Below are 22498 nucleotides of genomic sequence, written 5' to 3'. Positions count from 1 at the left end.
CGCGAAGGATGTGCTTGCCTCTTTGGTAGATATGATGAAGGCACGAACTAATTTCAATACCATCAGATCAAGTTACACATTCGGTTTTTATATTTAAGAGTAGACTCTTTTTGAATCCAGCAAGATATCAAAACAAAGCCCCAAAGTTTCTTGATTACTATGACGCCTAACCAAGTTATACTGAATCTCGAGCCGAATCGTGTTATCTATTGTCGTCACATCAATATCAAGAAGATTGTATGCAAACGCCAAGGCGGCCAAATAATTAAGCTGCAAAATCGCCTTGTCATCAGAAAGACACTCCGGGATATGCACGATACTCCATCGACTCAAACGAAATGCATAAACGCCAGCAACTTTTCCAGGTGAAATACTATTTGGGAGTCTTCGCGCCGAAAGCATTTGGAGATCTTTTGAACACTCCAAAATTGCACTCGAAAATGCTTGCTCAGATATGACAATATCTGCATAACCAGCAGATTTACCGACTATTTCTATTACTATATCTTTGTAACGGTCAAATAAAAACTCTACATCTTCTCTCGTATTAATAAATTGCAACTTACTAATATCAATATTTGACGGCATCTTCCAAAAGCACTCTAGCGTTTATTTTAGAAATAGAATTCACTCGAAACTTTCCAACAATTTCTTGAGCATTCTTAAATCCATTATTCATGGACGTTTTTGCCCACGCCTCTATATCTTTCTGATAATAATCAGCTACAGTAGTTGCTGCTTTTTGTGCGCCTTGAGACGTTTCTAAGTCACGCAAAGTAGTCATTTAAGCTACACACCTTTTTCTGAAGCATTTTTGGCTCGGCGAGTAAAATACCCCTCAACCTAAGAAAAAGAGGTCTTGGGGCCTGTTTACTTACTAAGGAGTGAAATAATACGCAAAAAAAACAACTCTGCCATCATTCTGGCACTAAATTTTTGCTCTTAAGAGCAGACCAACACGCCTCAGCCGATAATCGGCGCCCAGTCAATACAGATGTAAACAAGCATGCTTCTTTAAGATCAGGTCGAAAATGAGGACGAACGTTCTCCCAAAACCACACCATCCACGCTGCAGCCTCTCTCTTTGACCGAGGCTCCGTGTAAAAGCTAGCTTCCGGTATTTCTGGCACCCACTGCCGCACATCATCCATCGTGAGCAAAATCACTTTTTCCTGAGACAACTTGAACTGTCTTGCCGCCGCAAACATAAACTTGGTGCGCAGATAGAGCAGCCGTTTCCGCTCGTTCAAAGTCCCAGCAATGCGGTGATCAATGTCCACCATGAACTGCTCGTATTCTTCATCGGTCATACGCTTGCGTCTATTGAATCCCTGCAGGCGCGAAAAATCCCGCCCTGAAAATTCTCTCAGAGCCTGATTTGTCGTGGGCTTTCCTTGCTTGTACGCGGCATCGTAAATCGCGTATGCCTCATTTTCTGAGAACGGTGTCGAACGGCGTGCAAAGCTCGCCATGACTGAGGCATACCAAAACGGAGGGTTGGTGGCGGAATTCGTTAGATCGGAACACCTGATGTGATACTCGGAAACGTACCTCTTAAAAACACTTGGCCACTCGTGGAGCAAAGAGGCCATTTTCCCCATCAACATCTGCCTATCTGCCAACGCCAAGCGCTCGATCTCTTTCCCGCTAAGGTGCGCAAGTTGTTGGTCTCTCTTGGACACCATGCGTCCGGTCAGTATGCCGGCCAGCATCGACCGCAGCCCGTTGAAATAAAGAACCGAATGCAGATTGGGATTGCCAGCCCAATCCACGTATCCCGTCTCAAGAATTGCTTCCAGGTCTCGCTGGAAAACGATTAACGACGGATCAGCAGAAGTGACGGGGGCACGCAGCAACGATTTTGAACAATGGTGACATGAAACCAGCATGTCCTTGTTCGGGAATATCCGCCTCGTCGTCATATCCGTTCGATGCGGTTCAATGGCGGCGCCACAGAAGGGGCATTGATCCAGCAGCAAACATCCATGCTTTGTGCAGACAGTTGTCCAAGCCAGTCTCCATTTGCGCCGATAATATCTGCCATCAGGCTCAGCAAGACATTGTGGACAGAACAGCAGACTTGGCCGAGTCCGCTCACGGTGATACACGCCAAGTGGCAATATCCATCTGCTGTTTCCATGGCGGTTTACTCTTTCCGACAACCATCCTTCGTAAGCGGGTAATGTGGTATTCCATGCCTGCTCTGGCGTGGCGCCAGTTACTCGACACAATCCTTCCAGAAGATAATCAGGAGCAAGGCGATCAATATCCCTGTTCCAAACTGGGGTATACCGCTTGAACAACATGGTGCAGACGGTTTCAGCCTTGATGCCATGCGCGTGTGCAAACCGAATTAGCCAAGAACTCAGCAGCTCGTCGGGCCTGGGCTTGGGGTGGATGGGCCAAAGCTTGCCGGAAAGGCCAGGCTGAAGCTCAAAGCTTTTCTGGGTTAAATGTCTGCCTGTTGACGACGTGGGGGCACTCATCGATCACCTCTTCGGTAATCTGTTCGACTCCTGTTTTTATGGCATGCTGCGCGGCGCTGCGCAGTGTTTTTGCGAGCTCTCCAATCATGCCTTCGCTGACGCCATACAACTTTTTGGGCAACATGCCTTTATGAAGTACTGACGGCTTTTTGAGCGGTAAAACGGATTCAAAACTGACCAGTAAGCGCCTGAAGTCCTCGCCTTCCTGCCAAAGGTTGATCGGTCGTACCGGAAACCGGCTTTCGATCTGGAGATCGGTCTTCATCGCATGAACTGCATCCAGAGTACCGGCCGCAACAATCGAAATTTTCAGCTCGTTGCTGAGATACTTGAGCATGTTCAAGAAAAATCGCTGCTTTGCCACGCTCCCCGCCAGTAAAGCGTTCACCTCATCAACCAGAAGTACCTTTGTTTCAACCATTCGTAGGATTTCAAGAACCTGCAATAGCTTCCGATCTGCCGCCTCGTTGGTACTTGTCATCATTCCCAAACTACCCAGAAGCATGTTCAAAAAAATATGTTCGCTGGGACCTGGTGGTGACTGGATATACACCACAGGGACGTGGGCTGTATCAAAATCTGCGCGCTCTTCCGCAGGATGGCGTTTCAAAAACTGCCGGAGAATTTCGGTTTTGCCATTGTTGGATCGGGCAACAATCAGCATGTTGGGCATACGGTTTGTTTTCGGATGGAGAAGTAACCCCTCCATTTCCTCCAGCAACTCATTTGCTCTCGTGTAGGGAATGAAAATCTGCTGGCCAATTGCGGCGATACGCTCATCATCTGAAGCATCTAGCAGTTTCAGGGCACGCTCGGAAAGTCTTCTGGATGGGTTTGAAGCAGTCACGTTGGTCAACCCTCGCTGATGCCCTCGAAAGGCTCAATATCGCCATCGTCATGATCGATAACTGGCACTGGTTTAGGTCCCGGTACCGCTTTGGGAGCAACTGGTGCGTCCGATTTTTTTCGACTGCGTTCCCAACCTTTTTGCCGCTGCCGCATACGGCGGGCACTTTTGGTTTTCTCGGACTCCTCGACCACCAGCTTGCGCATACGATCAATCGTTCTGAAGATCAGTTCTTCGTTGGTCGATTGCTTTGAGTCTTCACGTAATCGTTTCTTGGCCTGTCGCACCTCCCACAAACTGACCGGCGGACGAGTCAAATTACGATACGGCACTTCAATGTACTGGCTGCTGTCTTCGTCATAGAGCCATAGCTTGGACAAGTCACGCGGATCGTAGCGGCAAATAAACTGGCGCTTCAGCTTAGCTGTTTCGTTGTCCCGAGCATGGATAAACCGCCGTAACGCGTCGCACCAGTAATAGATTCCTTCGAAAGCAATGCCATACTCCTGAACCGTTCTTTCCACATACGGGGAGAAATCCAGAAAAAGACGATGCTCATCAGGAAATCTCGCAGGAATTCCGCGTGCGATACCGTTTGCTTGAGGATCCCCAAGAATACCCCGTTCCCATTTGACGATCGGAGGAAGCCCATCGTTTCCTTTATGCGGACGCTGGTGGTACACGCCCAAGATAAACATCGCGAACCATTTTTCCAGTGCATCCATACTCATCACGGCCCGACCTTCAGAATCGTATTCAAGCCGTTCTTTTGGGTTGGAAAACGTTGTTCCGGGCAGTTCTCCGTGGATTTCACTCATGTATGTGCGGAATGCGCGTTCTACATGACCACCGTACCGTGGACGTCCTCTCGGTCTGCGCTGCGCGATGATTCCATATTCTCTAGCCGCACGGCCCAACATCGTTCCCCGGAATTCCTTGGCATTATCGGTATGAATGACACGCATCATGCCCCAGCACGGCCATTCTAAATCCTCAAGATCAAGCCTTTTCAAGAGGCGTTCTTTGCCCAAAATAGCCCGAGCGATACAAACGCCTGTGGCCATGGCACCCGGGTTGTCCAGGGATATAAAAAATCCCACGACCATTTTGCTGTACACATCGATGGCAATCGTCAAATAGGCCCGGCCAATCGGGAGGCGATGAATATCGTCAACGGCGATCACATCCATCGGGGAATGGTCGATCTGCACGACTGCGAGCGGCTGTTCTGCATCCGGGAACGAGCCGTAAATCGGGCTAAATTGTTCGTCCGCAGCTTTGTAGCCCTTGCGTTTACGGACTTTCAGGGCGTCATCTATTGCGTCGATACGCGCAGATACTGTCGCAGGATCAGGGGGAGTCAAACGCTCGTCCTTGCAGCGTTTTCGGACTTCTTCCGCCGTTTTTGCAACACTTCTACACTGATCGCTGAGATAAAGTGTATCGATGCAATCTTTGATGATTTGCTCAACGCGTGCGTCGAGCCTGTTTACACCCTTGTCGCTTCGCGGTTTACGAAGCAAGCAGGAAAGCACCCCTGTTTTTTCGTACTCCTTGAGCCATCTGTACACCGTGGCACAGTGTTTCTCCAGTAAGTCAGCAGCAGCTTCAACTTCTTGTTTCGTACGTTTTTTCGGTCCTAGCAGGATCAACGGCTTTAGTACTTCGACGATTTGGCACACACGATCCCAGTCTTCTCTCGGAACCAATGCCAAATCGACAAGTCGGTTGGTTGGGGCAACCTCGCCAATAGCTAGGTCCGTAACCTTGCGCTTCTTGCGTTTTCCTTCAGCGTTTTCGACCAAAACAGTTTGCGTATCCAAGAGATCAACAACCACATAGGAGCCGTCGACATCGGTGACGTGGGATCCTGGAATAAGGCTAACTCTGTCCAGTCTGGTCATCTCTACTCCTGATCACTCGGTACCCAAATTGAATTCTTCGGATTCCGCTGAATCTTGCAGTCCATCGCAAGAGGTACATGGAGATCGCAGACGATTTCCCGCCTCGCGACCATACACCACAATGTCCAAATGCCCTCACCGCGCCCCACGCGATCACGGGAGCCATAACAATGGTCAAGCAACCTGTTGATGCTGGCCTCTTCCATTTCGCTTAATGCTTGAAGCAAGCGCTCATGGTGTGTTTCGTACAGAGGGCTATACCGGTAAGACCAGAGAAACTGAATATTGCGGAAGTAAGGCGTTCTGATGCGGTCTTCTGTGAAAATTTGAAAGTCCCAGCCCTGCTCATTGGCATACGCCTTGGCCGCTTTGAACTTTGGCTTGAGCTCTTTCCAGTTCCTAGCCAATTCTTCCCGATATTTCACTTCGCAAAGGATAGGTTTACGATCTGTTTCGGGCTTGGGATTTCGAAGAAAGTGAACCAGCAGGTCTGGCGTATAACTACGGCGATTGCCGTTTGGGTTGGTGTATCTGATTTTGACCGGCTGAACCTGAAACCAGTCGATGTCTGCGTCCCATGCCATAAGCATGATCAGGTCGCGCTCCAGAGAAGACTCAAACTCTTGGCCGAGCACTTCCCCGGTCAGACTGACCGTGTTGATGGGGATTTTTCGTACTGCTTCAGGAGTACCCACGTTGAGGATCCATGACATCAGTCGCATTTAATTCTCCTGCAAAACGTGTCCGTTCGCAAATAGCGTTCGGTTTTACACCGCCGCCGACCAGGGCGACGCCGGATGAAGTGTGATGGGGTGCCCTGAAATTGCGGATACCGTACGCGCGGGCATCCAGCCCCTTGTTGCCGATCGATTGTACCGTTGCCGCTTCCAGTGCCTCTTCGGCGGTCATCGGCGGCAGCAGGCCCGGCAGGCGTTGCGCCAGCATGGATTTGCCGGTGCCGGGCGGGCCGATCATCAACAGCGAATGTCCGCCCGCGGCGGCAATTTCCAGCGCGCGCTTGGCCTGCTGCTGACCCTTGACCTCGCCGAGGTCGGGATAGTGCCGGGTTTCGGGGGAGGGGGGCGCTTGGCCGGTCGGCAGCGGATCAACGCCCAGCAGGTGGCGGCAGACCGCCAGCAGGTGCGGGGCTGCCAGTACCGGGGTTTCGGCAATCAGCGCGGCCTCTGCAGCGCTGGCTTCGCTGATGATGAGCGTGCGCTTGGCCATGCCGGCGGCAATGGATAGCGCCAGCGCGCCGCGGAAGCCGCGCAGCTCGCCGGTCAACCCGAGTTCGCCGGCAAATTCGTATTCCTTGAGCCGGTCGGCGGGGAGTTGCCCGCTCGCGGCAAGGATGCCGATGGCGATCGGCAGATCGAAATGCCCGGCAGACTTGGGCAGATCGGCCGGCGCCAGATTGACGGTGATGCGGCGGTTGGGAAATTCGAAGCCGGAAACGGCCAAGGCCGCACGAACCCGGTCACGTGCTTCGCGCACTTCGGCTTCGGGCAGGCCGACGATATTGCAGGCGGGCAAACCGTTGGCGAGATGGACTTCCACCATTACCGGCAGGGCGGACAGGCCTTCCAGGGCGCGGGATTGGACGATGGCCAGTGACATGATGGCTATCCGGAAAAATTGCTTATAGTGATGTTAAATTGTTGCATGCCCCGATCACCGGACTATTCTGACAAATAATGAATAATACAAAAAAGATTAACGCAAGGATATGCGATGTTTCGTCCTGACGATACGCCAGCAAGGCTGCCCGACTTCCGCAATGTAGGGGTGATCTCGCGCGCCTTGATCGGGGTCAATCTCGGCATGATGTTTCATTTGCTGCTGATCGTTCCCGACTGGCCGAGCTGGCGTGACCGCCTGTTTGCCGCGGCGCTGTGGTGCGAACCGATGCTGCTGCTGACGCTGGCCGTGCTGGCCGTGTTGTCACCGTGGTTGGCCAGGGCGCCCTACCGGCAGGGTGTACTTTTTACCGTGCTGCTTGCGATGCTGAGTGCCTGGGCCGTGCGGGTTTTCTACGGCGATATTTCGGAAGCGCTGGCCGGCCAGTTGCCGTGGCGTTACGAGTTGAGTGCCGGTGCCTCGGCGCTGGGGCTGCTTGCCTATTACCGGCTGTGGATGCGGGCGCTGTCGCCGCGGATTACCGAGGCGCGGCTGGCGGCCCTGCAGGCACGGATCCGTCCACATTTCTTTTTCAACAGCCTCAATGCAGTGTTGTCGCTGATCCGTTCCGATCCGCGCCGGGCGGAAACCATGCTGGAGAACCTCTCCGACTTGTTTCGTGTGGCGATGGGCAAGAAGCAGGGGTTGTCGACGCTCGCGCGTGAAGTGGAGTTGGCGCGCGGCTATCTGGAAATCGAGAAGGTCAGACTCGGAGAACGGCTGAGCGTGGAATGGTTCATCGACAAAATGCCGTGGAAAGCAGCCATTCCGCCCTTGATTTTGCAGCCACTTCTTGAAAATGCCGTCTATCATGGAATAGAGCCCTCGCTGTTTCCCGGCGTGGTGCAGGTGAACATTTTTCGCGTTCGCGACGAGGTGCACATCGATATCCGCAATCCCTTGCCCAAGGGCGGCGATGAGCGAGCCCGCCGCATCGGCAATGGCATGGCACTGGAAAATGTGCGCGAACGCTTGTTGTTGCATTTTGACGCGGCAGCAACGCTGACTGCCAAGACCGTGGGCGAGCATTACCAGGTCCATATCGTGCTGCCCTATCAGGAGATCGCCGATGCAGAAACCATTACGCCTGTTTTTGGTCGATGATGAAATCCCTGCCCTTAACCGGTTGAGGGATGTCTTGGCCGATTGCGCCGCAGCTTGTCCGCATGAAGTGGTTGGGACGGCAGCCAACGGCATGACGGCGCTGGCCCAGCTTGCAGAAGCGCATGCCGATGTCGTGATTCTGGACATCCAGATGCCGCAGATGAGCGGGATCGAAGTGGCGCGCAAGTTGCTGGATTTTTCCCAGCCGCCGGTGGTTATCTTTGCCACGGCATTCGAAGACTACGGTGTGGCGGCTTTCGACGTGCGCGCGGTGGATTATCTGCTGAAACCGATTCGCCAGGATCGCCTGATTGCCGCCTTGCATCGCGCCGAGGAGATGCGCTTGGCACGCCCGGCCCAATCCGGCCAGATGGTTGGCGCGCGTACACATTTCAGCGTGACCGAGCGTGGCCGGGTGCACCTGATCCCGGTACAGGATGCGGTCTATCTCAAGGCCGAGCAGAAGTACATCACGTTGCGGACTCTCGCGCGTGAATATCTGCTGGAAGACTCCCTGACGCGTATCGAAGAGGAATTTGGCGCGCGTTTTGTGCGTATCCATCGCAACTGTCTGGTGGCGTGTGATGCGCTGGTTGGATTTGAACGTGAGGTACAATCGGGTGGCGATGCCCACTGGGTGGCGCTGCTACGGGACCTGCCCGAGCGATTGCCCGTGAGCCGCCGCCAACAGCATGTCATCAAGGATTTTGGAAAACCGGAACACGATGGATAGTTTCAGCATTACTACCCCTTCTTTGCTTTTTCCCGCCATTTCGCTCTTGATGCTGGCGTATACCAACCGGTTTCTGACCATATCCAGCATAATACGCCAGTTGCACGAAAGTCATCGGCGCAGCCCGAACGAAGGCAATCTGCTGCAGATCGACAATTTGCGCCGTCGTGTCTGGCTGATTCGCTGGATGCAGGCGGCCGGGGTGATGAGCCTCTTGGTCTGCATCGTTTCGATGGGCTCGTTTGCCTTTCATGCCGAACAAATGGCTTTCGGACTGTTCATCGTCAGCTTGTTGCTGATGGTGGCTTCGCTGGTTCTTTGCCTGATCGAAGTCATGCTGTCCGATACGGCACTCAACGTGCTGCTGGCGGACATCGGCGAATTGCCCCCGAAATAGTCAAATCGCTACTGCAACGATCCACATCAGGCCCAAATTGGTCAATCCGACCAGTTGCGCAGCGCTACCCAAATCCTTGGCGCGCTTGGCCAGGGCATGGTGTTCCAGCGAGGTGTGATCTACTGCTGCTTCGATGGCCGAATTGATCAGTTCAACAGCCAGCGTTGCCATGTGGCTGGCGATCAGCAGGGCGCGCATCCAGAGCGGAAAAGGCAGGATCAGGCAGAGCGGGATGCCAATCAGGGCCAACAGGGAAATCTGGCGGAACGCTGCTTCGTTGCTCCACGCGGCATGCAGGCCGTCGAGCGAATAACCCAGCGCGTTGAGGATGCGCCGGATGCCGGTTTTTCCCTTGAACGGACTATTCTGGTCGGGAGGAAGGTTTGCAGAAGGATTATTCATGTCAGTTTTGCAATTGGGGACAAGGCAGTATAGCCCCGGAAGAATAGCGGTGAATGGTAGACAAGTTGTGACGAAACGATGAAATTTGCATGAAAAAACGGCCGACGGAATATTCCGCCGGCCGTTTTGCCTTCAAAGAAGGAACGATCAGGCCAGGTTCTTCACCGCAGCACGAGCGATCATCAGCTCTTCGTTGGTCGGGATGATCCATACCGGGATCTTGCTGTCCGGAGTGGAAATCTTGCGCGGTTCGCCGGAACGCTTGTCGTTGGCTTCCAGATCGATCTTCACGCCCATCCAGCCCAGTTGCTTGCAGATTTCAGCGCGGGCGATGTTGTCGTTTTCACCGATACCGGCGGTGAAGACCAGTGCATCGAAGCCTTCCATGGCTTGGGCCAGGGAAGCGGCTTCGCGGGAAACGCGGTGGCAGAAGAAATCCACGGCCAGCTTGGCGCGCGGGTTGGTCGGGGATGCAGCGTGCAGGTCGCGCATGTCGGAGGACACGCCGGACATGCCCAAGAGACCGGATTGCTTGTAGATCAGGTCTTCGATCTGCTTGGCATCCATCTTCAGGTGGTTCAGGCAGTGCAGGATCACGCCGGCGTCGAGCGTACCGGTGCGGGTGCCCATCGGCAGGCCTTCCACGGCGGTGAAGCCCATGGTGGTAGCCTGGCACTTGCAGTCCTTCAGGGCGGCCATGGAGGAGCCGTTGCCCAGGTGAGCAACCACGGTGCAGCCCTTGGCGGCCTTCGGATCGAGTTCCGGCAGGACGCTGGCGATGTAGGCATAGGACAGGCCGTGGAAGCCGTAGCGGCGGATGCCTTCCTTCTGCGCGAACTCATACGGCAGCGCGAACATCTGGAACAGTTCCGGCTGGGTGGTGTGGAAAGCGGTGTCGAAGCAAGCCACTTGCGGAACGCCCGGCAGCAGATCGTTCATGATCTTGATCGGGGCAATGTTGTGCGGCTCGTGCAGCGGGGCCAGCGGGATCAGGGCTTCCAGTTCCTTGATGACTTCCGGAGTGATCAGTACCGGCTCGGAGAACTTGGTGCCGCCGTGCACAACGCGGTGACCGATGGCGGAAATCTTGCCCCCGTGGGTCTTGTCCTTGAGCCAGTCGAGGATGTGGTGCAGGGAGGTGTCGTGGCCCTTCGGCTTGTCGGCCGGCAGCTTTTCGCTGGCGAGCTTGTTGTCGGCAGCATCCTTGGCGGTGAAGGTCGGATCGACGTAGATACCGTCGATCTGGCCCTTGTACAGCACGGCCGGATCGGTAGCGGCGTTTTCGAACAACTGGAACTTGATGCTGGAGGAGCCAGCATTGATAACGAGGATAAGTTCTTTCATTTTCAGACTTTCTTTCCTGAGCGGTTAGCGAGGGCAACAAGAGCCATCACGGCGGTAGAGGCCATGCGGGTCTTTACATCATCCGCACGGCTAGTGAGGACGATCGGTACGCGGGCGCCGATGACGATACCCGCGGTTTGGGCGCCAGCAAAGTAGGTCATTTCCTTCCCTACCATGTTGGCGGATTCGATATTGGGCATGACCAGGATATCGGCCTGGCCTGCCACGGGAGAACTGATTTTCTTGGTTTTGGCTGCGGCCATCGAAATGGCGTTGTCGAATGCCAGCGGGCCGTCGAGCACGCCACCGGTGATCTGGCCACGGTCGGCCATCTTGCACAGCACGGCGGCATCCAGCGTGGAAGCCATTTTCGGGTAGACCGTTTCCACGGCGGAGAGAATGGCGACCTTGGGACAATCGATGCCGATCACGTGCGCGACGTTGATGGCGTTCTGCACGATATGCACTTTGTCCTCCAGTGTCGGCGCGATATTGATCGCGGCATCGGTCACGAGCAGCGGGCGGCCATAGGCCGGCACGTCCATGACATACACATGGCTGATCAGGCGTCCGCATTTCAGTCCGGTACTGGACGATACGACCGCGCCCATCATTTCATCGGTGTGCAGCGAGCCTTTCATCATCGCTTCGGCTTTGCCTTCGCGGCACAATTCGACCGCTTTGGCGGCGGAGGCGACGCTGTGCGGCGTGTCGACGATGGTCGCGCCGGAGAGGTCGATGCCTTCCTTGTCCGCCAGTTCGCGGATGCGGGCTTCCGGGCCAACCAGGAGGGGCACGATCAGGTTGGCTCGGGCCGCTTCCATGGCGCCGGTCAGCGATTCGCGGTCGCAGGGGTGGACGACGGCGGTGGGAATCGGCGGTTCCTGGTCCACGCGGTCGCGCAGTTCGGCAAAGACGCGATGCTGCACCAGCGTGAGCTGCGGCGGCTCGGCATAGGTGGCGGCATGCTTGCGCGTCGGCGCGATGATGGTCACGGGGCCTGAAACCAGCACCTCGTTGTTCTGGTTGCGCAAACGCGCATCAAGCACAACCTGCTTGGAAGCCGCGTCTTTTTCTTTTACAGTGAATTCGATTCCGAGCGTGTCGCCGTTGCGGATCCAGCCGTGCGAATCAAGATGGTGATCCTTCACGACCGAGCCGTTGCCCGGGAAGAAATTGATGGTGGATGAGGAAATCAGCGGGAACGCGCCGACGGCGGGAACACGCGCATCGTCGCCTTCGCCGTCCTGGCCTGCGAGCATGGCGAACAGGGCGAAATCGTTGGGCGTGACTATGTGACTGCGCTCGTAGGACATTCCCGGCGCGATATCATCGAAAAGCAGGTTTTCGTCGGACATCTCGTGACTCCTCGTGCAACCGTGATCAGCGGTTGGGTTCATATTTTGGAGCGGGCGCGATTATAAGTGCCTGATGTTGCGCTGCAATGCAAAAAATTACGCCGGCGCGTATCTTACAAGGGTAACTGTCGGCAATATTTGGTTTAAATCAACGCGATACGGTTTTTCTGACAATGAATACACCATATACCACGCATTTGATTTGTGCGCCGCAACTAAATGGTGCGGCGACGATTGGCGCCTTGCTGGCAACGCCTGGCGAGAGTGTTGTAGCGGATACGCCGCTGGTGCTGTTGCACGTGGATGGCCAGGCGCAGGAAGTTTGCGCGCCGGAAGCCGGTCTCGTCGGCAGTTTTGTCGTCGAGCGTGACGAAGCGGTTTCTTCCGGCGACCTGTTGCTGACCATGGAAATCGAGGAAAAAGCCATGCAGCTTTTTCCCTTGCTGGACGAAGAGCCCGGTTTCGCGCCAGCGTGTACCTTGCCTGAGGCCAAGCCCGCGGCCGTTGACAGACAGAACGGCACGCTGACGGTGGCGCCCGAAGCCGCAAGCCTCGCCGCCAGGCTTGCGCTCGATCTGGCGGAAGTCCCGCCCGGCCCCGACGGCGTGGTCGACGAAGATGCCGTGACCGACCATGTGCGCGACATCCTGATCCGCTGGCGCAAGCTCAAAAGGCTGGTTGTGGATTGATGGGATGTAATAATCCCGATCTTCGCACGACCACACCACTCAGCCGTATAATTCCTGCCAATTCCATACCCGTTTTCCCGGATACCGCCATGCTGCGTCGCCTCGATTCTTCCCTTCCCGAATTCCGCCAACAGCTTGAAGCCCTGCTGGCTTTCGAAACCTCGCAAGACCCGCAGGTCGAGGAGCGCGTGGCTACGATTCTCGCGGACGTCAAAACCCGCGGTGATGCCGCGGTGCTGGAATACACCAACCGCTTCGACAGCATGAATGCGCAGGTCATGTCCGAACTGGAACTGACTCAGTCCGAGCTGAAGGCCGCTTTTGACCGCCTGCCGGTTGCGCAGCGCGAGGCCCTGCAGGCAGCCGCCGAGCGCGTGCGGCGCTATCACGAGCACCAGAAAATGGCCTCGTGGCAATACACCGAAGACGACGGCACGGTGCTGGGGCAGCAGGTCACGGCGCTCGATCGTGTGGGTATCTATGTCCCCGGTGGCAAGGCGAGCTACCCGTCGTCGGTGCTCATGAACGCCATTCCGGCGCACGTAGCCGGCGTGGCCGAAATCATCATGGTGGTGCCGACCCCGCGCGGGGAGAAGAACGATCTGGTGCTGGCTGCGGCCTACATCGCTGGCGTGAGCCGTGCGTTTACCGTCGGCGGCGCGCAGGCCGTGGCGGCGCTGGCCTACGGCACCGAAACCATCCCGCCGGTGGACAAGATCACCGGGCCGGGCAATGCCTACGTGGCCGCCGCCAAGCGCCGCGTATTCGGCGTGGTGGGGATCGACATGGTCGCCGGGCCGTCGGAAATCCTCGTGATCTGCGACGGGCAGACCGATCCGGACTGGATTGCCATGGATCTTTTCAGCCAGGCCGAGCACGACGAAATTGCCCAATCCATCCTGCTCTGCCCGGACGCCGCTTACATCGAAAAAGTGCGGGCCAGCATCGAGAAACTGCTGCCGACCATGCCGCGCCAGGAAATCATCCGCGCCTCGCTCTCCAACCGCGGTGCGTTGATCCAGGTGCGCAGCCTTGAAGAAGCCTGCGAAATCGCCAACTGGATTGCGCCGGAACACCTGGAATTGTCGGTCGCAGAGCCGCAAGCCTGGCTGCCGCAACTCAGGCATGCCGGCGCCATCTTCATGGGCAAATACACCTCGGAATCGCTCGGCGATTATTGTGCCGGCCCGAACCATGTGCTGCCGACCGCGCGCACGGCGCGTTTTGCCAGCCCGCTCGGCGTGTACGACTTCCAGAAGCGCACCAGCCTGATCATGGTCTCGGAAACCGGCGCGCAGAAGCTGGGGCAGATTGCCTCGGTGCTGGCGCATGGAGAAGGCTTGCAGGGGCATGCTCGCTCAGCGGAGCTGCGTCTGAAATAAACACTTGCTGCGAAGGCGCATGACTGCGTCGCGCGGTGCTCGAAATCCTCATGTATTTCACATACATTGCGGTTTCTGTGCTCCGGGCTCCTTGTCCTGCACCTTCTCGCTGCGTGTTCCTCCCAAACAAGGAGAAGCATCATGGCTATCAATCCCCGCCAACCCGCTGGCGTCCTGCTGTTGCGTACGCTTGCCATGCCCGCCGACACCAACCCCAGCGGCGATATTTTCGGTGGCTGGATCATGGCGCAAATGGACATGGGCGGCGCGATTCTTGCCAAGGAAATGGCGCGCGGGCGGGTCGTGACCGTCGCGGTCGATGCCATGACCTTTCTCAAGCCGGTGTCGGTCGGCGACGTGGTGTGCTGCTACGGACAATGCGTGCACATCGGCAACACCTCGCTCAAGGTGAAGCTCGAAGTCTGGGTCAAGAAGGTGGCGAACGAGCCGATAGGCGAGCGTTACTGCGTAACCGAAGGCGTGATTACCTATGTAGCTGTGGGCAAGGATGGTCGACCGCGCACCCTGCCGCGAGAAAATAACCCGGCGTTGTCGGAAAATGGCGGAGCAGGTTGCTGCGGTGCACCGTTCGAGGACGGCTGACACAGACTGATTTCTTGTTTACGATGGCTGTTGCTAGTCATGTTTTTTGCACGTTCAACCTGTTTGAAGAGGCGAGGCAGAAATGGATCAACAGCAACAGAACCCCTATGCAGCAACCCATCTGGTCCTGAACGAACCGGGGCCATCCGAAGAACTTGAACTGGCCGACCGCGGCGTCCGGCTCGGCGCCGTGGTGATCGATATCCTGTGCTTTGCCGGTATCGGCATCCTGATGGCGATTTTCATTCCGATGTTTGGCAAAGGGGGCGGCAAAGCCGCAGCGGCCATCATCGGGTTGCTGATGGGCGGCGCCTTTCTGGCCCTGCTGATCTACAACCTCGTCCTGATCCATCGCAACGGGCAAACCATTGGCAAGCGCCTGCTGAAGATCAAGGTGGTGCGCAGCGATGGCAGCCGTTGCAGCGTGGCGCGCTACTTTTTCATGCGCTACCTCATCACCGCGATTCTGGGCGCGATTCCCTTCCTGGGGGTTGTCATCTCCCTCGTCGATCCGCTGCTGATCTTCCGCGAATCCCGCAAGTGCCTGCACGATGAAATCGCCGACACCATCGTGGTAAAGGCTTGATGACATCGATTCTCGATGGCCGGCTGGAGCTGTTGACACCCGAAGGGGTCAGTCTGGCGCTGACGCCGGCCGGTCCCGCGCGCCGGGCCATGGCCTGGGCGGTCGATACTTTTCTGTGGCTCATTTCCATCAGCATGCTCATGGGGATACTCGGCGGTAGCCAGGCCGGGCGCGGCATCATGCTGCTGGTGCTGTTCGTGAGCTACTGGGGCTACCCGATCCTGTTCGAGGTCTACGGCAAGGGCATGACGCTCGGCAAGCGCTGGATGGGCTTGCAGGTGGTGCGCGCCGACGGTCTGCCGGTGGGGTGGCGTGAATCGGTCCTGCGCAACCTGTTGCTGGTCGCCGATTTCCTGCCTTTCCTCTATGGTGTTGGACTCTTCTGCATGCTGCTCGACGGACGCTTCCGCCGCTTGGGCGATCTGGTGGCCGGAACGATGGTGATCTATCGCGACCCGCCCGCCAAACCGGCCAGGATCGAAGACGGGCAGCCCCAGCCCTTGCCGTTTCCCCTGACGCCCGACGAGCAGCGCGCGCTGCTGGATTTTGTCGGGCGTGCGCCGCGCCTGTCCGATGAGCGCCGGCTGGAGCTCGCCGATCTGGCCGAGCCGCTGACCAAGGGCATCGGCCATGCCTCGCTGGCCAAGTTGCTCAACTTCGCGGCGGGGCTGACGCGATGAACCTGAATTCCTCACCACAGAGACACAGAGACACGGAGAAAAGCGAGAAATCAGACTTTCGCGCGTGCTGTGCAGTTCACTGGTCGGGTGTGGCAATTTCAGAGCGTAGCGGCTGGTTTTTCTCTGTGTTCTCTGTGCCTCTGTGGTTCAACGGAGGTTTTTCAAGATGAAGCAGAGCCTGTTCGAGCAACAACACGCCGCGCTCTGGGCCAAGATCGAAATGCTGCTCGCCGACAAGCCGCAGGGTGATCGCAAGGAATTGCCCCGCCTCTACCGTGCCTTGTGCCAGACGCTCTCGCTGGCGCGCCAGCGCGGGTATTCACCTTCCCTGACCGAACACCTGCACACCCTGGCGCTGGCTGCGCACCGCCAGTTGTACGGCGCGGCCATCGAGCGCCCGGCGGTCTTGCGTCATTGGCTGACCAGCCGGTTTCCGCGCCTAGTGCGCGAGGAGTGGCGCCTGTTCCTGATTGCCTCGCTGATTTTCTGGGGGGCAGGGCTGGCTGTCGGTCTTCTGGTCTGGTTCTATCCCGAATGGGCCTATAGCTGGGTTTCGCCGCAGGAGCTCGCCAAATACAAGCGCATGTACAGCCAGGCCGCCGCGCGGCTGGGGCGCGAAGGCAGCGGCAGCGATCTCATGATGTTCGGCTTCTACATCTGGAACAACGTCTCGATTGGCTTCCGGACCTTTGCCGGCGGGATTCTTGGCGGCGTTCCGGCGCTCTTGAGTCTGGCCTTCAACGGCCTGCACGGCGGTGTGATCGCGAGCTGGCTCTCGCGCGACCCGGTCACGCGCGAGGCGTTCTGGTCTTTCGTCATCACCCACGGCGCGTTTGAAATCACCGGGCTGATTTTGTCCGCCGTCGCCGGGATGCGTCTGGGCCTGTCGCTGATCAGCCCCGGACGCTACAGCCGTCATCATTCGCTGCTGCGCACCGCGCAGCGCATGTTGCCGATGGTCGTCGGTGCGGCGCTGCTCACGGCGCTGGCGGCGTTCTTCGAGGCGTTCTGGTCGGCCATGCCCGGGCTGGCGCCCGCGATCAAGTATGCGGTGGGCGGGGGCGCGTGGCTGCTGGTGCTCGCCTATTTCACGCTGGCGGGGCGCCATGAAGCTTGAACACCTGCAACTCGACCTGCGCCCGCGCCCCTACTGGCAGGCCATCGACCTCGGCTACGCGCTCTTGCGCCGCAATGCCGCGACGACCTACGCCGCCTGGTGGGCGCTGTGGGGGCCGCTGGCGCTCGCGATGCTGGCCCTGACCGCATTGCTGCCGCTGGACTGGAACTGGGTGCCCATGATGCTGATCTGGTGGGTCAAACCCTTGGTCGAGCGGATCGTCATTTACGTGCTGTCCCGTGCGGTTTTCGGCGAGGCGGTTTCCTGGCGCGAGGCGGTGCGCGCTTGGCCCGGCCAGCTTTCCGGCGGCTGGTTTCGCGTGCTGACCTGGTGGCGGCCGATCATGCTCGGTCGCGGCCTGTACCAGCCGATCTGGCAGCTCGAAGGCGCGCGCGGGGCATTTGCCAAGCAGCGGCGTCAGGCTTTGGGGCGGCGCGGCGCATATGGGGCGGCATCGTGGTTCGGCGTGGTCTGTGCGCATTTCGAATTCGTGATCGAACTGGGGTTGATTGCCCTGTTGGGCCTGTTCATCAGCGACCCCGGCGCGGCCAATCCGTTCACCCTGTTCGCGATGAATGCCAAGAACGAAAACTTCTGGTACCCATTATTGATGTTGGCTACCTACGCGCTGGCAGCGGGCATGATCGGGCCGGTGTATGTGGCCGGCTGTTTCACGCTCTATCTCAACCGCCGCGCGGAGCTTGAAGCGTGGGATATCGAGCTGGCGTTCCGCCGCCTGGCCGAGCGCTGCGGCAGGTTCGGCAAAACCCTGGCATCGGTGCTGTTCGTCACCGTGGCGGGTTTGTGTTTCATCGCGCCCGCCCCGCAAGCTTGGGCCGTCGAGTGCGAGCCACCGGCGCATGTCGCCAGGATGCTCAAGGCGCGCGGCGAGCCTCAGGATGCCGAGCAGGCGCGTATCCGTGCGCAGGTGGACGAAATCTATGCGCGCGAAGAGTTGCGCAGTTACGAATGCAAGCAGGGCTGGGTGCCGAAAAAGAAAGACGAAGTTGCCAACAAGGAAACCGCCCCGTTCTGGAAAAGTGTTTTCGACGTGCTTTCGGCGCTGGGCGATCTGCTCAACTCGGCCGCGGGTCTGATCAAGTTGCTGCTGATCATGGCAGCGGCTGCGCTGGTGTTCTGGCTGTTGTATCGCTATCGCCATGTACTGGAAAAGATGGGCCTTCTGCGCAAGAAAGCCCTGCCGGAGTTGCCGCAGGAAATCGCCGGTCTCGACATTCGCCCGGAAACGCTGCCCGACGATGTGGCGGCGGCGGTCTGGCAAGCCTGGCAGGCCGGCGAGCAACGCGCCGCGCTAGCCTTGCTCTACCGCGCCAGCATTTCGCGGCTCGCGCACCGGCACGGCATCGCCTTGCCCAAGGGCGCGACCGAGGGCGAATGCCTGCAGACCGCCCAAGCGGCACTGCGCGCCATGCGCCTGAATGAGGCACGCTACCGGGTCGTGAAAAGCGTCACCGAGGTCTGGCAGGCCGCGGCGTATGCCGACCGCTGGCCGGACGGCGAGAAGGTCAGGGCGCTTTGCAAGCACTGGCAGGCCGATCTTGACCAGGTTGAGGCTGCATCATGACCCGCACCGTGCGCTATCTGCTCTGGTTTATCGCCGTGGCGGCGGCCGTTTACGGCGCGTGGTGGTGGTTGACCCACATGGAGCGTCGCCCGGTGGCGATGCCGCGCCAGACACCGGAAGCCGCCGCCAATCCGCTGCTCGCCGCCGGGTTGTTCCTGGAAAAACAGGGAATCAAGACGCGCACCGTGGACATGATGGCCGAAGGCACGGCGCAGCTTTCGTCGGCCAGCGTGCTGTTGCTGCCGTATCGTTCGCTGCGCCAGGGCGACAAGGATTCCGCAGCGATCCGGCGCTGGGTGGAGAACGGCGGCGTGCTCATTACGGGGGCGCTGCGGCTCAAGGACGAGGAGAACGATCCGCTGCTGGATGCATTCGCGATCCGGCGCGATACCCCGGTCAAGACCCAGGACAAGGCCGGCAGCGTGCAACCGCCCGGCTCGCCGCGCGCGCTGGCCATCGAAACCCACTACGCCGACCGGGTGCGCCAGTTGCCGGACGCCGTTGCGCCGCTCTGGCAGGATCAGAGCGGCGAATACCTGCGCGCGTTTGCTGTCGGGCGCGGCCAGATCGTTGTGATGGGCGATCCGGATTGGTTCACCAACAAGTGGCTGCAACAGCGTGACCACGCCGAGCTGCTGTGGCGGCTGGTCGAGCTCAACGGCCCGCCGTCGCAGGTGCTGATCGTCAGCTCGCTGAAAATGCCGCGCTGGTATGTGCTGTTCTGGAAGAAAACCCCCTTGGGCTGGGTGGTGTTGCCGTTGCTGCTGGGGCTGCTGCTCTGGCGCGCCGTGCGGCGTTTCGGCCCGCTGTTGCCGGAGCCCGATCTGTCGCGCCGCTCCCTGCTGGAACATATCGATGCCAGCGGGCGCTGGCTGTGGCGGCAGGAGGGCGGCGCATTCCGACTGTTGCAGGCAGCGCGGTTGGTGCTGCGCCAGCGCATGCTCGCGCGCATGCCGGAATGGGCGCGCCTGCCGCAACATGAACTGGCGCAGCGCATTGCGCGCCGCTTCAAGCTCTCCGCCGACGAGGTGGACCGGGCGCTGAACAAGCCGGTCAGCCAGAATCCGCATGACTTCGCCTCCCGGCTCCGAATCTTGCAATTCCTGAGGAAAAAATTATGAGCGATACCCCAGCAACGTCCGAGCGCTTTACCCAGGCCGTGGAAATCACCCGCCGCCTGCGCGACGAGATCGGCAAGGCCGTCGTGGGCCAGCAGGCCATCATCGACCATGTGCTGGCTACGCTGCTGGCGGGCGGGCATGTGCTGATCGAGGGCGTGCCGGGGCTGGGCAAGACGCTGCTGGTGAAAGCGCTGGCCAAGACCTTTGCCGGCGATTTTGCGCGTATCCAGTTCACGCCCGATCTGATGCCGGCCGATGTGATGGGCCACGCGGTTTTCGACCTGAAGAACCAGAGCTTCACCCTGCGCAAGGGGCCGGTGTTCACGAACCTGCTGCTTTCCGACGAAATCAACCGCGCCCCGGCCAAGACGCAATCGGCGCTGCTGGAAGTCATGCAGGAGCGCCAGGTCACCATCGAAGGCGAATCGCACCCGCTCGCCGCGCCGTTCATGGTGCTGGCCACGCAGAACCCGCTGGAGCAGGAAGGCACCTATCCCTTGCCGGAAGCGCAGCTCGACCGCTTTCTGGTCAAGGTGCTGATCGACTACCCCTCGGCGGCCGAAGAACTGGATCTTCTCAAGCTGACCACGGTGGGTTGCGTGGGCGATGCGCTCGACGTAAGCCGCGTCGGCACGCTGATCAAGCCGGAAACCGTGCTCGCGCTGCAGCAGATCGTGGCGAACATCCGCGTGGACCATGCCGTGGCCGAATACGCGGTGCGCATCACCCGCGCCACCCGCGACTGGCCGGGCATCGCCATCGGCGCCGGCCCGCGCGGCGCGATCTCGCTGGTGCGCGTGGCGCGCGCATTGGCGCTCCTGGCCGCGCGCGATTTCGTCACGCCGGACGACATCAAGGCCGCTGCGCTGCCGGTGCTGCGCCACCGCATCACCCTGAGCCCGGAAACCGAGCTGGAAGGCTTGTCGACAGATCGGCTGCTGACCAACCTGCTCGAACAGACCGCCGCACCGCGCACATGAACGTCATGAAAGGATTTGAACCACAGAGGCACGATTGGAGTAGGGTGCGCTGTGCGCACCATTCCTCCGGAATTCGGACCGCGTGCGCAACAAATTGCACCCCCTGCGACGCTGCGGCAAAGGGCTTGAAATGATCCCCTCCCGTCTCCTCCTCTGGCTGGTCGTACTCTGGGCTGCGCTGGGCTTTGCCGCGGGCTGGTTCGCTGTGCTCGTCGAACTCTGGTGGGCCGCCGGCGCGCTGCTGCTGGTGCTGGCAGCGGGCGATGCCAAGCTGGGCCGGCAGGTGCCGAAAGTGCGGCTGGAGCGCACGCTCAACGGCGTCTGGCCGCTGGGGCAATGGCGCGAAGTGGCGCTGACGCTGCACCACGAAGGCGGGCGGCCTTTGCGGTTTTCGCTGTTCGATGGTTACCCGACCGCGTGGGAAATGGACGGCTTGCCGCATGGCGGGCAACTCATGGCCAGGCGCTTCCTGACGTTCCGCTACCGGCTGCGTCCGCTGGCGCGGGGCGACGAAACCTTCTCCGCCGCGCATGTGCGCGTCGAATCCCCGCTGCGTCTGTGGCAGCGGCAGGTGCGCTGGGGCGAGAGCCAGCGCGTAAAGGTCTTCCCCGATTTTGCGCGCGTGCTCGGCCACAACCTCATCGCCACCGACCAGCGCGTTCCGCAGGCCGGCACCTTGCGCAAACGCCAGCGCGGCGAGGGCACGGACTTCCACCAGTTGCGCGAATACCGTATCGGCGACAGCCTGCGCTCCATCGACTGGAAAGCCACGGCGCGCCAGCAGAAACCCATCAGCCGCGAATATCAGGAAGAGCGCGACCAGCAGGTGGTGTTCCTGCTCGACAGCGGCCGGCGCATGCTCGCGCGCGACGGCGAGCTGGCGCATTTCGACCACGCGCTCAACGCCATGCTGCTTCTGGCGTGGGTGGCGCAGAAGCAGGGCGACGCGGTCGGGCTGATGACCTTCGGCGCGGAAACCCGCTGGCTGCCACCGCAGAAGGGGCGGGTGGGGCTGGACCGCTTGCTGGCCGGCGTCTATGACCTGCAACCCTCCGAAGTCGCCCCCGACTACGCGCTCGCCGCCGAAGCCCTGCTCGGGCGGCTGCGCAAGCGCGCGTTCGTGGTGCTGCTGACCAATCTGCGCGACGAAGACGACCAGGCCCTGGCCGCCGCCGTGCGCCTGCTATCGCGCAAGCATCTGGTGCTGTGCGCCAGCCTGCGCGAATCGGCGCTCGACGCGGTGCTGGAAACCCCGGTGACGCAGTTCAACGAAGCCCTGCGGCTGGCCGCCACCCACGATTACCTGACCCAGCGCAGCGAATCCAGCCGCCGCCTCGGCCTGCGCGGCGGCATGCTGCTGGACGTCACCCCCGACCAGCTCCCGGCTGCGCTGGTGGACCGGTATCACGGGATCAAGGATGCGGGGGTGTTGTGATGGCGGGTGTGACTTTAACTGATTAAATGTGAATATATTTCACTATTGTTCAGTAGAGATTGTCGTGT

Annotated in this window: 23 protein-coding genes; 13 read left to right on the top strand and 10 right to left on the bottom strand. The window is 59.0% G+C overall.

The genetic code is table 11. The features are described 5' to 3' along the window. Positions 1-93: 93 nt before the first annotated feature. The 7 genes from BMZ36_RS07900 to BMZ36_RS07875 form a co-directional block, all read right to left on the bottom strand. Positions 94-588, bottom strand: coding sequence for a hypothetical protein (locus BMZ36_RS07900; protein ID WP_091194132.1), 495 nt, complete (start codon positions 586-588; stop codon positions 94-96). After that, positions 572-784, bottom strand: coding sequence for a hypothetical protein (locus BMZ36_RS14320; protein ID WP_143086005.1), 213 nt, complete (start codon positions 782-784; stop codon positions 572-574). Before BMZ36_RS14320 ends, BMZ36_RS07900 begins: the two co-directional genes overlap by 17 nt. 133 nt (positions 785-917) lie before the next feature. After that, positions 918-2486 carry a TniQ family protein gene (locus tag BMZ36_RS07895; protein ID WP_091194129.1) on the bottom strand — a complete coding sequence of 523 codons (1569 nt, stop codon included), beginning with the start codon at positions 2484-2486 and terminating at the stop codon, positions 918-920. After that, positions 2434-3333: a TniB family NTP-binding protein gene (locus BMZ36_RS07890; protein WP_245747837.1), complete on the bottom strand. Its 900-nt coding sequence runs from the start codon at positions 3331-3333 to the stop codon at positions 2434-2436. The genes BMZ36_RS07895 and BMZ36_RS07890 overlap by 53 nt, the downstream gene beginning before the upstream one ends. A 5-nt stretch (positions 3334-3338) precedes the next feature. Then, complete coding sequence (locus tag BMZ36_RS07885; RefSeq protein WP_091194121.1) at positions 3339-5237, bottom strand: TnsB C-terminal domain-containing protein; 1899 nt, start codon at positions 5235-5237, stop codon at positions 3339-3341. Positions 5238-5239: 2 nt separating this feature from the next. Then, positions 5240-5959, bottom strand: a complete 720-nt coding sequence (locus BMZ36_RS07880; protein ID WP_091194117.1) for a TnsA endonuclease N-terminal domain-containing protein — start codon at positions 5957-5959, stop codon at positions 5240-5242. After that, a complete protein-coding gene (locus BMZ36_RS07875; RefSeq protein ID WP_091194114.1) occupies positions 5919-6854 on the bottom strand; it encodes a YifB family Mg chelatase-like AAA ATPase in 936 nt (311 codons plus the stop codon). The genes BMZ36_RS07880 and BMZ36_RS07875 overlap by 41 nt, the downstream gene beginning before the upstream one ends. A gap of 114 nt (positions 6855-6968) precedes the next feature. Here BMZ36_RS07875 and BMZ36_RS07870 point away from each other — a divergent pair, with 114 nt between their 5' ends. The 3 genes from BMZ36_RS07870 to BMZ36_RS07860 are packed head-to-tail and all read left to right on the top strand — an operon-like array spanning position 6969 to position 9148. Beyond that, positions 6969-8018 carry a sensor histidine kinase gene (locus tag BMZ36_RS07870; RefSeq protein ID WP_091194110.1) on the top strand — a complete coding sequence of 350 codons (1050 nt, stop codon included), beginning with the start codon at positions 6969-6971 and terminating at the stop codon, positions 8016-8018. After that, a complete protein-coding gene (locus tag BMZ36_RS07865; protein ID WP_091194105.1) occupies positions 7984-8751 on the top strand; it encodes a LytR/AlgR family response regulator transcription factor in 768 nt (255 codons plus the stop codon). Before BMZ36_RS07870 ends, BMZ36_RS07865 begins: the two co-directional genes overlap by 35 nt. Next, positions 8744-9148 carry a DUF2721 domain-containing protein gene (locus tag BMZ36_RS07860; RefSeq protein ID WP_091194101.1) on the top strand — a complete coding sequence of 135 codons (405 nt, stop codon included), beginning with the start codon at positions 8744-8746 and terminating at the stop codon, positions 9146-9148. The genes BMZ36_RS07865 and BMZ36_RS07860 overlap by 8 nt, the downstream gene beginning before the upstream one ends. On the opposite strand, the gene BMZ36_RS07855 is transcribed toward BMZ36_RS07860, so the two are convergent. The 3 genes from BMZ36_RS07855 to BMZ36_RS07845 form a co-directional block, all read right to left on the bottom strand. Further along, positions 9149-9550: a diacylglycerol kinase gene (locus tag BMZ36_RS07855; protein ID WP_091194098.1), complete on the bottom strand. Its 402-nt coding sequence runs from the start codon at positions 9548-9550 to the stop codon at positions 9149-9151. It lies immediately after the preceding gene. 147 nt (positions 9551-9697) lie between these two features. Next, positions 9698-10894: an acetate/propionate family kinase gene (locus tag BMZ36_RS07850; protein ID WP_091194094.1), complete on the bottom strand. Its 1197-nt coding sequence runs from the start codon at positions 10892-10894 to the stop codon at positions 9698-9700. A 2-nt stretch (positions 10895-10896) separates the two neighbouring features. Further along, positions 10897-12252 (bottom strand): bifunctional enoyl-CoA hydratase/phosphate acetyltransferase, encoded by a 1356-nt coding sequence (locus tag BMZ36_RS07845; protein ID WP_091194089.1) that lies wholly within the window; start codon positions 12250-12252, stop codon positions 10897-10899. A gap of 173 nt (positions 12253-12425) precedes the next feature. Here BMZ36_RS07845 and BMZ36_RS07840 point away from each other — a divergent pair, with 173 nt between their 5' ends. From BMZ36_RS07840 to BMZ36_RS07795, 10 genes are all read left to right on the top strand, one after another. Then, positions 12426-12941 carry a biotin/lipoyl-containing protein gene (locus BMZ36_RS07840; RefSeq protein ID WP_091194084.1) on the top strand — a complete coding sequence of 172 codons (516 nt, stop codon included), beginning with the start codon at positions 12426-12428 and terminating at the stop codon, positions 12939-12941. Positions 12942-13030: 89 nt separating this feature from the next. Continuing rightward, on the top strand, positions 13031-14323 hold the full coding sequence (gene hisD, locus BMZ36_RS07835) for a histidinol dehydrogenase (protein WP_373277405.1): 1293 nt from the start codon (positions 13031-13033) through the stop codon (positions 14321-14323). Positions 14324-14464: 141 nt separating this feature from the next. Then, a complete protein-coding gene (gene yciA, locus BMZ36_RS07830) occupies positions 14465-14926 on the top strand; it encodes an acyl-CoA thioester hydrolase YciA (protein WP_091194080.1) in 462 nt (153 codons plus the stop codon). Positions 14927-15008: 82 nt separating this feature from the next. Beyond that, the gene (locus BMZ36_RS07825; protein WP_091194076.1) at positions 15009-15512 is read left to right on the top strand and encodes an RDD family protein; all 504 of its coding nucleotides are present in this window, start codon (positions 15009-15011) and stop codon (positions 15510-15512) included. Then, a complete protein-coding gene (locus BMZ36_RS07820) occupies positions 15512-16192 on the top strand; it encodes an RDD family protein (RefSeq protein WP_218142666.1) in 681 nt (226 codons plus the stop codon). The genes BMZ36_RS07825 and BMZ36_RS07820 overlap by 1 nt, the downstream gene beginning before the upstream one ends. A 166-nt stretch (positions 16193-16358) precedes the next feature. After that, the gene (locus BMZ36_RS07815; protein ID WP_091194073.1) at positions 16359-17309 is read left to right on the top strand and encodes a stage II sporulation protein M; all 951 of its coding nucleotides are present in this window, start codon (positions 16359-16361) and stop codon (positions 17307-17309) included. Then, positions 17299-18894 carry a DUF4129 domain-containing protein gene (locus tag BMZ36_RS07810; protein WP_177187824.1) on the top strand — a complete coding sequence of 532 codons (1596 nt, stop codon included), beginning with the start codon at positions 17299-17301 and terminating at the stop codon, positions 18892-18894. The genes BMZ36_RS07815 and BMZ36_RS07810 overlap by 11 nt, the downstream gene beginning before the upstream one ends. Continuing rightward, positions 18891-20015: a DUF4350 domain-containing protein gene (locus tag BMZ36_RS07805; RefSeq protein ID WP_091194012.1), complete on the top strand. Its 1125-nt coding sequence runs from the start codon at positions 18891-18893 to the stop codon at positions 20013-20015. The genes BMZ36_RS07810 and BMZ36_RS07805 overlap by 4 nt, the downstream gene beginning before the upstream one ends. After that, positions 20012-20995 carry an AAA family ATPase gene (locus tag BMZ36_RS07800; RefSeq protein WP_091194008.1) on the top strand — a complete coding sequence of 328 codons (984 nt, stop codon included), beginning with the start codon at positions 20012-20014 and terminating at the stop codon, positions 20993-20995. Before BMZ36_RS07805 ends, BMZ36_RS07800 begins: the two co-directional genes overlap by 4 nt. A gap of 130 nt (positions 20996-21125) precedes the next feature. After that, a complete protein-coding gene (locus BMZ36_RS07795) occupies positions 21126-22430 on the top strand; it encodes a DUF58 domain-containing protein (protein ID WP_091194360.1) in 1305 nt (434 codons plus the stop codon). Positions 22431-22498: the final 68 nt, after the last annotated feature.

Origin of the sequence: Formivibrio citricus, assembly GCF_900115065.1 — a bacterium.
In the GTDB taxonomy this organism is placed as follows: domain Bacteria; phylum Pseudomonadota; class Gammaproteobacteria; order Burkholderiales; family Chitinibacteraceae; genus Formivibrio; species Formivibrio citricus.
Note: the sequence above shows the minus strand (reverse complement) of the source record. Positions and strands in the feature narration are given on the sequence as shown.

What these genes read in the sequence shown, in the direction of transcription:
- BMZ36_RS07900 (WP_091194132.1), bottom strand. Translation starts at nt 588, where the DNA reads ATGCCGTCAAATATTGATATTAGTAAGTTGCAATTTATTAATACGAGA.
- BMZ36_RS14320 (WP_143086005.1), bottom strand. Translation starts at nt 784, where the DNA reads ATGACTACTTTGCGTGACTTAGAAACGTCTCAAGGCGCACAAAAAGCA.
- BMZ36_RS07895 (WP_091194129.1), bottom strand. Translation starts at nt 2,486, where the DNA reads ATGAGTGCCCCCACGTCGTCAACAGGCAGACATTTAACCCAGAAAAGC.
- BMZ36_RS07885 (WP_091194121.1), bottom strand. Translation starts at nt 5,237, where the DNA reads ATGACCAGACTGGACAGAGTTAGCCTTATTCCAGGATCCCACGTCACC.
- BMZ36_RS07880 (WP_091194117.1), bottom strand. Translation starts at nt 5,959, where the DNA reads ATGCGACTGATGTCATGGATCCTCAACGTGGGTACTCCTGAAGCAGTA.
- BMZ36_RS07875 (WP_091194114.1), bottom strand. Translation starts at nt 6,854, where the DNA reads ATGTCACTGGCCATCGTCCAATCCCGCGCCCTGGAAGGCCTGTCCGCC.
- BMZ36_RS07870 (WP_091194110.1), top strand. Translation starts at nt 6,969, where the DNA reads ATGTTTCGTCCTGACGATACGCCAGCAAGGCTGCCCGACTTCCGCAAT.
- BMZ36_RS07865 (WP_091194105.1), top strand. Translation starts at nt 7,984, where the DNA reads ATGCAGAAACCATTACGCCTGTTTTTGGTCGATGATGAAATCCCTGCC.
- BMZ36_RS07860 (WP_091194101.1), top strand. Translation starts at nt 8,744, where the DNA reads ATGGATAGTTTCAGCATTACTACCCCTTCTTTGCTTTTTCCCGCCATT.
- BMZ36_RS07855 (WP_091194098.1), bottom strand. Translation starts at nt 9,550, where the DNA reads ATGAATAATCCTTCTGCAAACCTTCCTCCCGACCAGAATAGTCCGTTC.
- BMZ36_RS07850 (WP_091194094.1), bottom strand. Translation starts at nt 10,894, where the DNA reads ATGAAAGAACTTATCCTCGTTATCAATGCTGGCTCCTCCAGCATCAAG.
- BMZ36_RS07845 (WP_091194089.1), bottom strand. Translation starts at nt 12,252, where the DNA reads ATGTCCGACGAAAACCTGCTTTTCGATGATATCGCGCCGGGAATGTCC.
- BMZ36_RS07840 (WP_091194084.1), top strand. Translation starts at nt 12,426, where the DNA reads ATGAATACACCATATACCACGCATTTGATTTGTGCGCCGCAACTAAAT.
- hisD (WP_373277405.1), top strand. Translation starts at nt 13,031, where the DNA reads ATGCTGCGTCGCCTCGATTCTTCCCTTCCCGAATTCCGCCAACAGCTT.
- yciA (WP_091194080.1), top strand. Translation starts at nt 14,465, where the DNA reads ATGGCTATCAATCCCCGCCAACCCGCTGGCGTCCTGCTGTTGCGTACG.
- BMZ36_RS07825 (WP_091194076.1), top strand. Translation starts at nt 15,009, where the DNA reads ATGGATCAACAGCAACAGAACCCCTATGCAGCAACCCATCTGGTCCTG.
- BMZ36_RS07820 (WP_218142666.1), top strand. Translation starts at nt 15,512, where the DNA reads ATGACATCGATTCTCGATGGCCGGCTGGAGCTGTTGACACCCGAAGGG.
- BMZ36_RS07815 (WP_091194073.1), top strand. Translation starts at nt 16,359, where the DNA reads ATGAAGCAGAGCCTGTTCGAGCAACAACACGCCGCGCTCTGGGCCAAG.
- BMZ36_RS07810 (WP_177187824.1), top strand. Translation starts at nt 17,299, where the DNA reads ATGAAGCTTGAACACCTGCAACTCGACCTGCGCCCGCGCCCCTACTGG.
- BMZ36_RS07805 (WP_091194012.1), top strand. Translation starts at nt 18,891, where the DNA reads ATGACCCGCACCGTGCGCTATCTGCTCTGGTTTATCGCCGTGGCGGCG.
- BMZ36_RS07800 (WP_091194008.1), top strand. Translation starts at nt 20,012, where the DNA reads ATGAGCGATACCCCAGCAACGTCCGAGCGCTTTACCCAGGCCGTGGAA.
- BMZ36_RS07795 (WP_091194360.1), top strand. Translation starts at nt 21,126, where the DNA reads ATGATCCCCTCCCGTCTCCTCCTCTGGCTGGTCGTACTCTGGGCTGCG.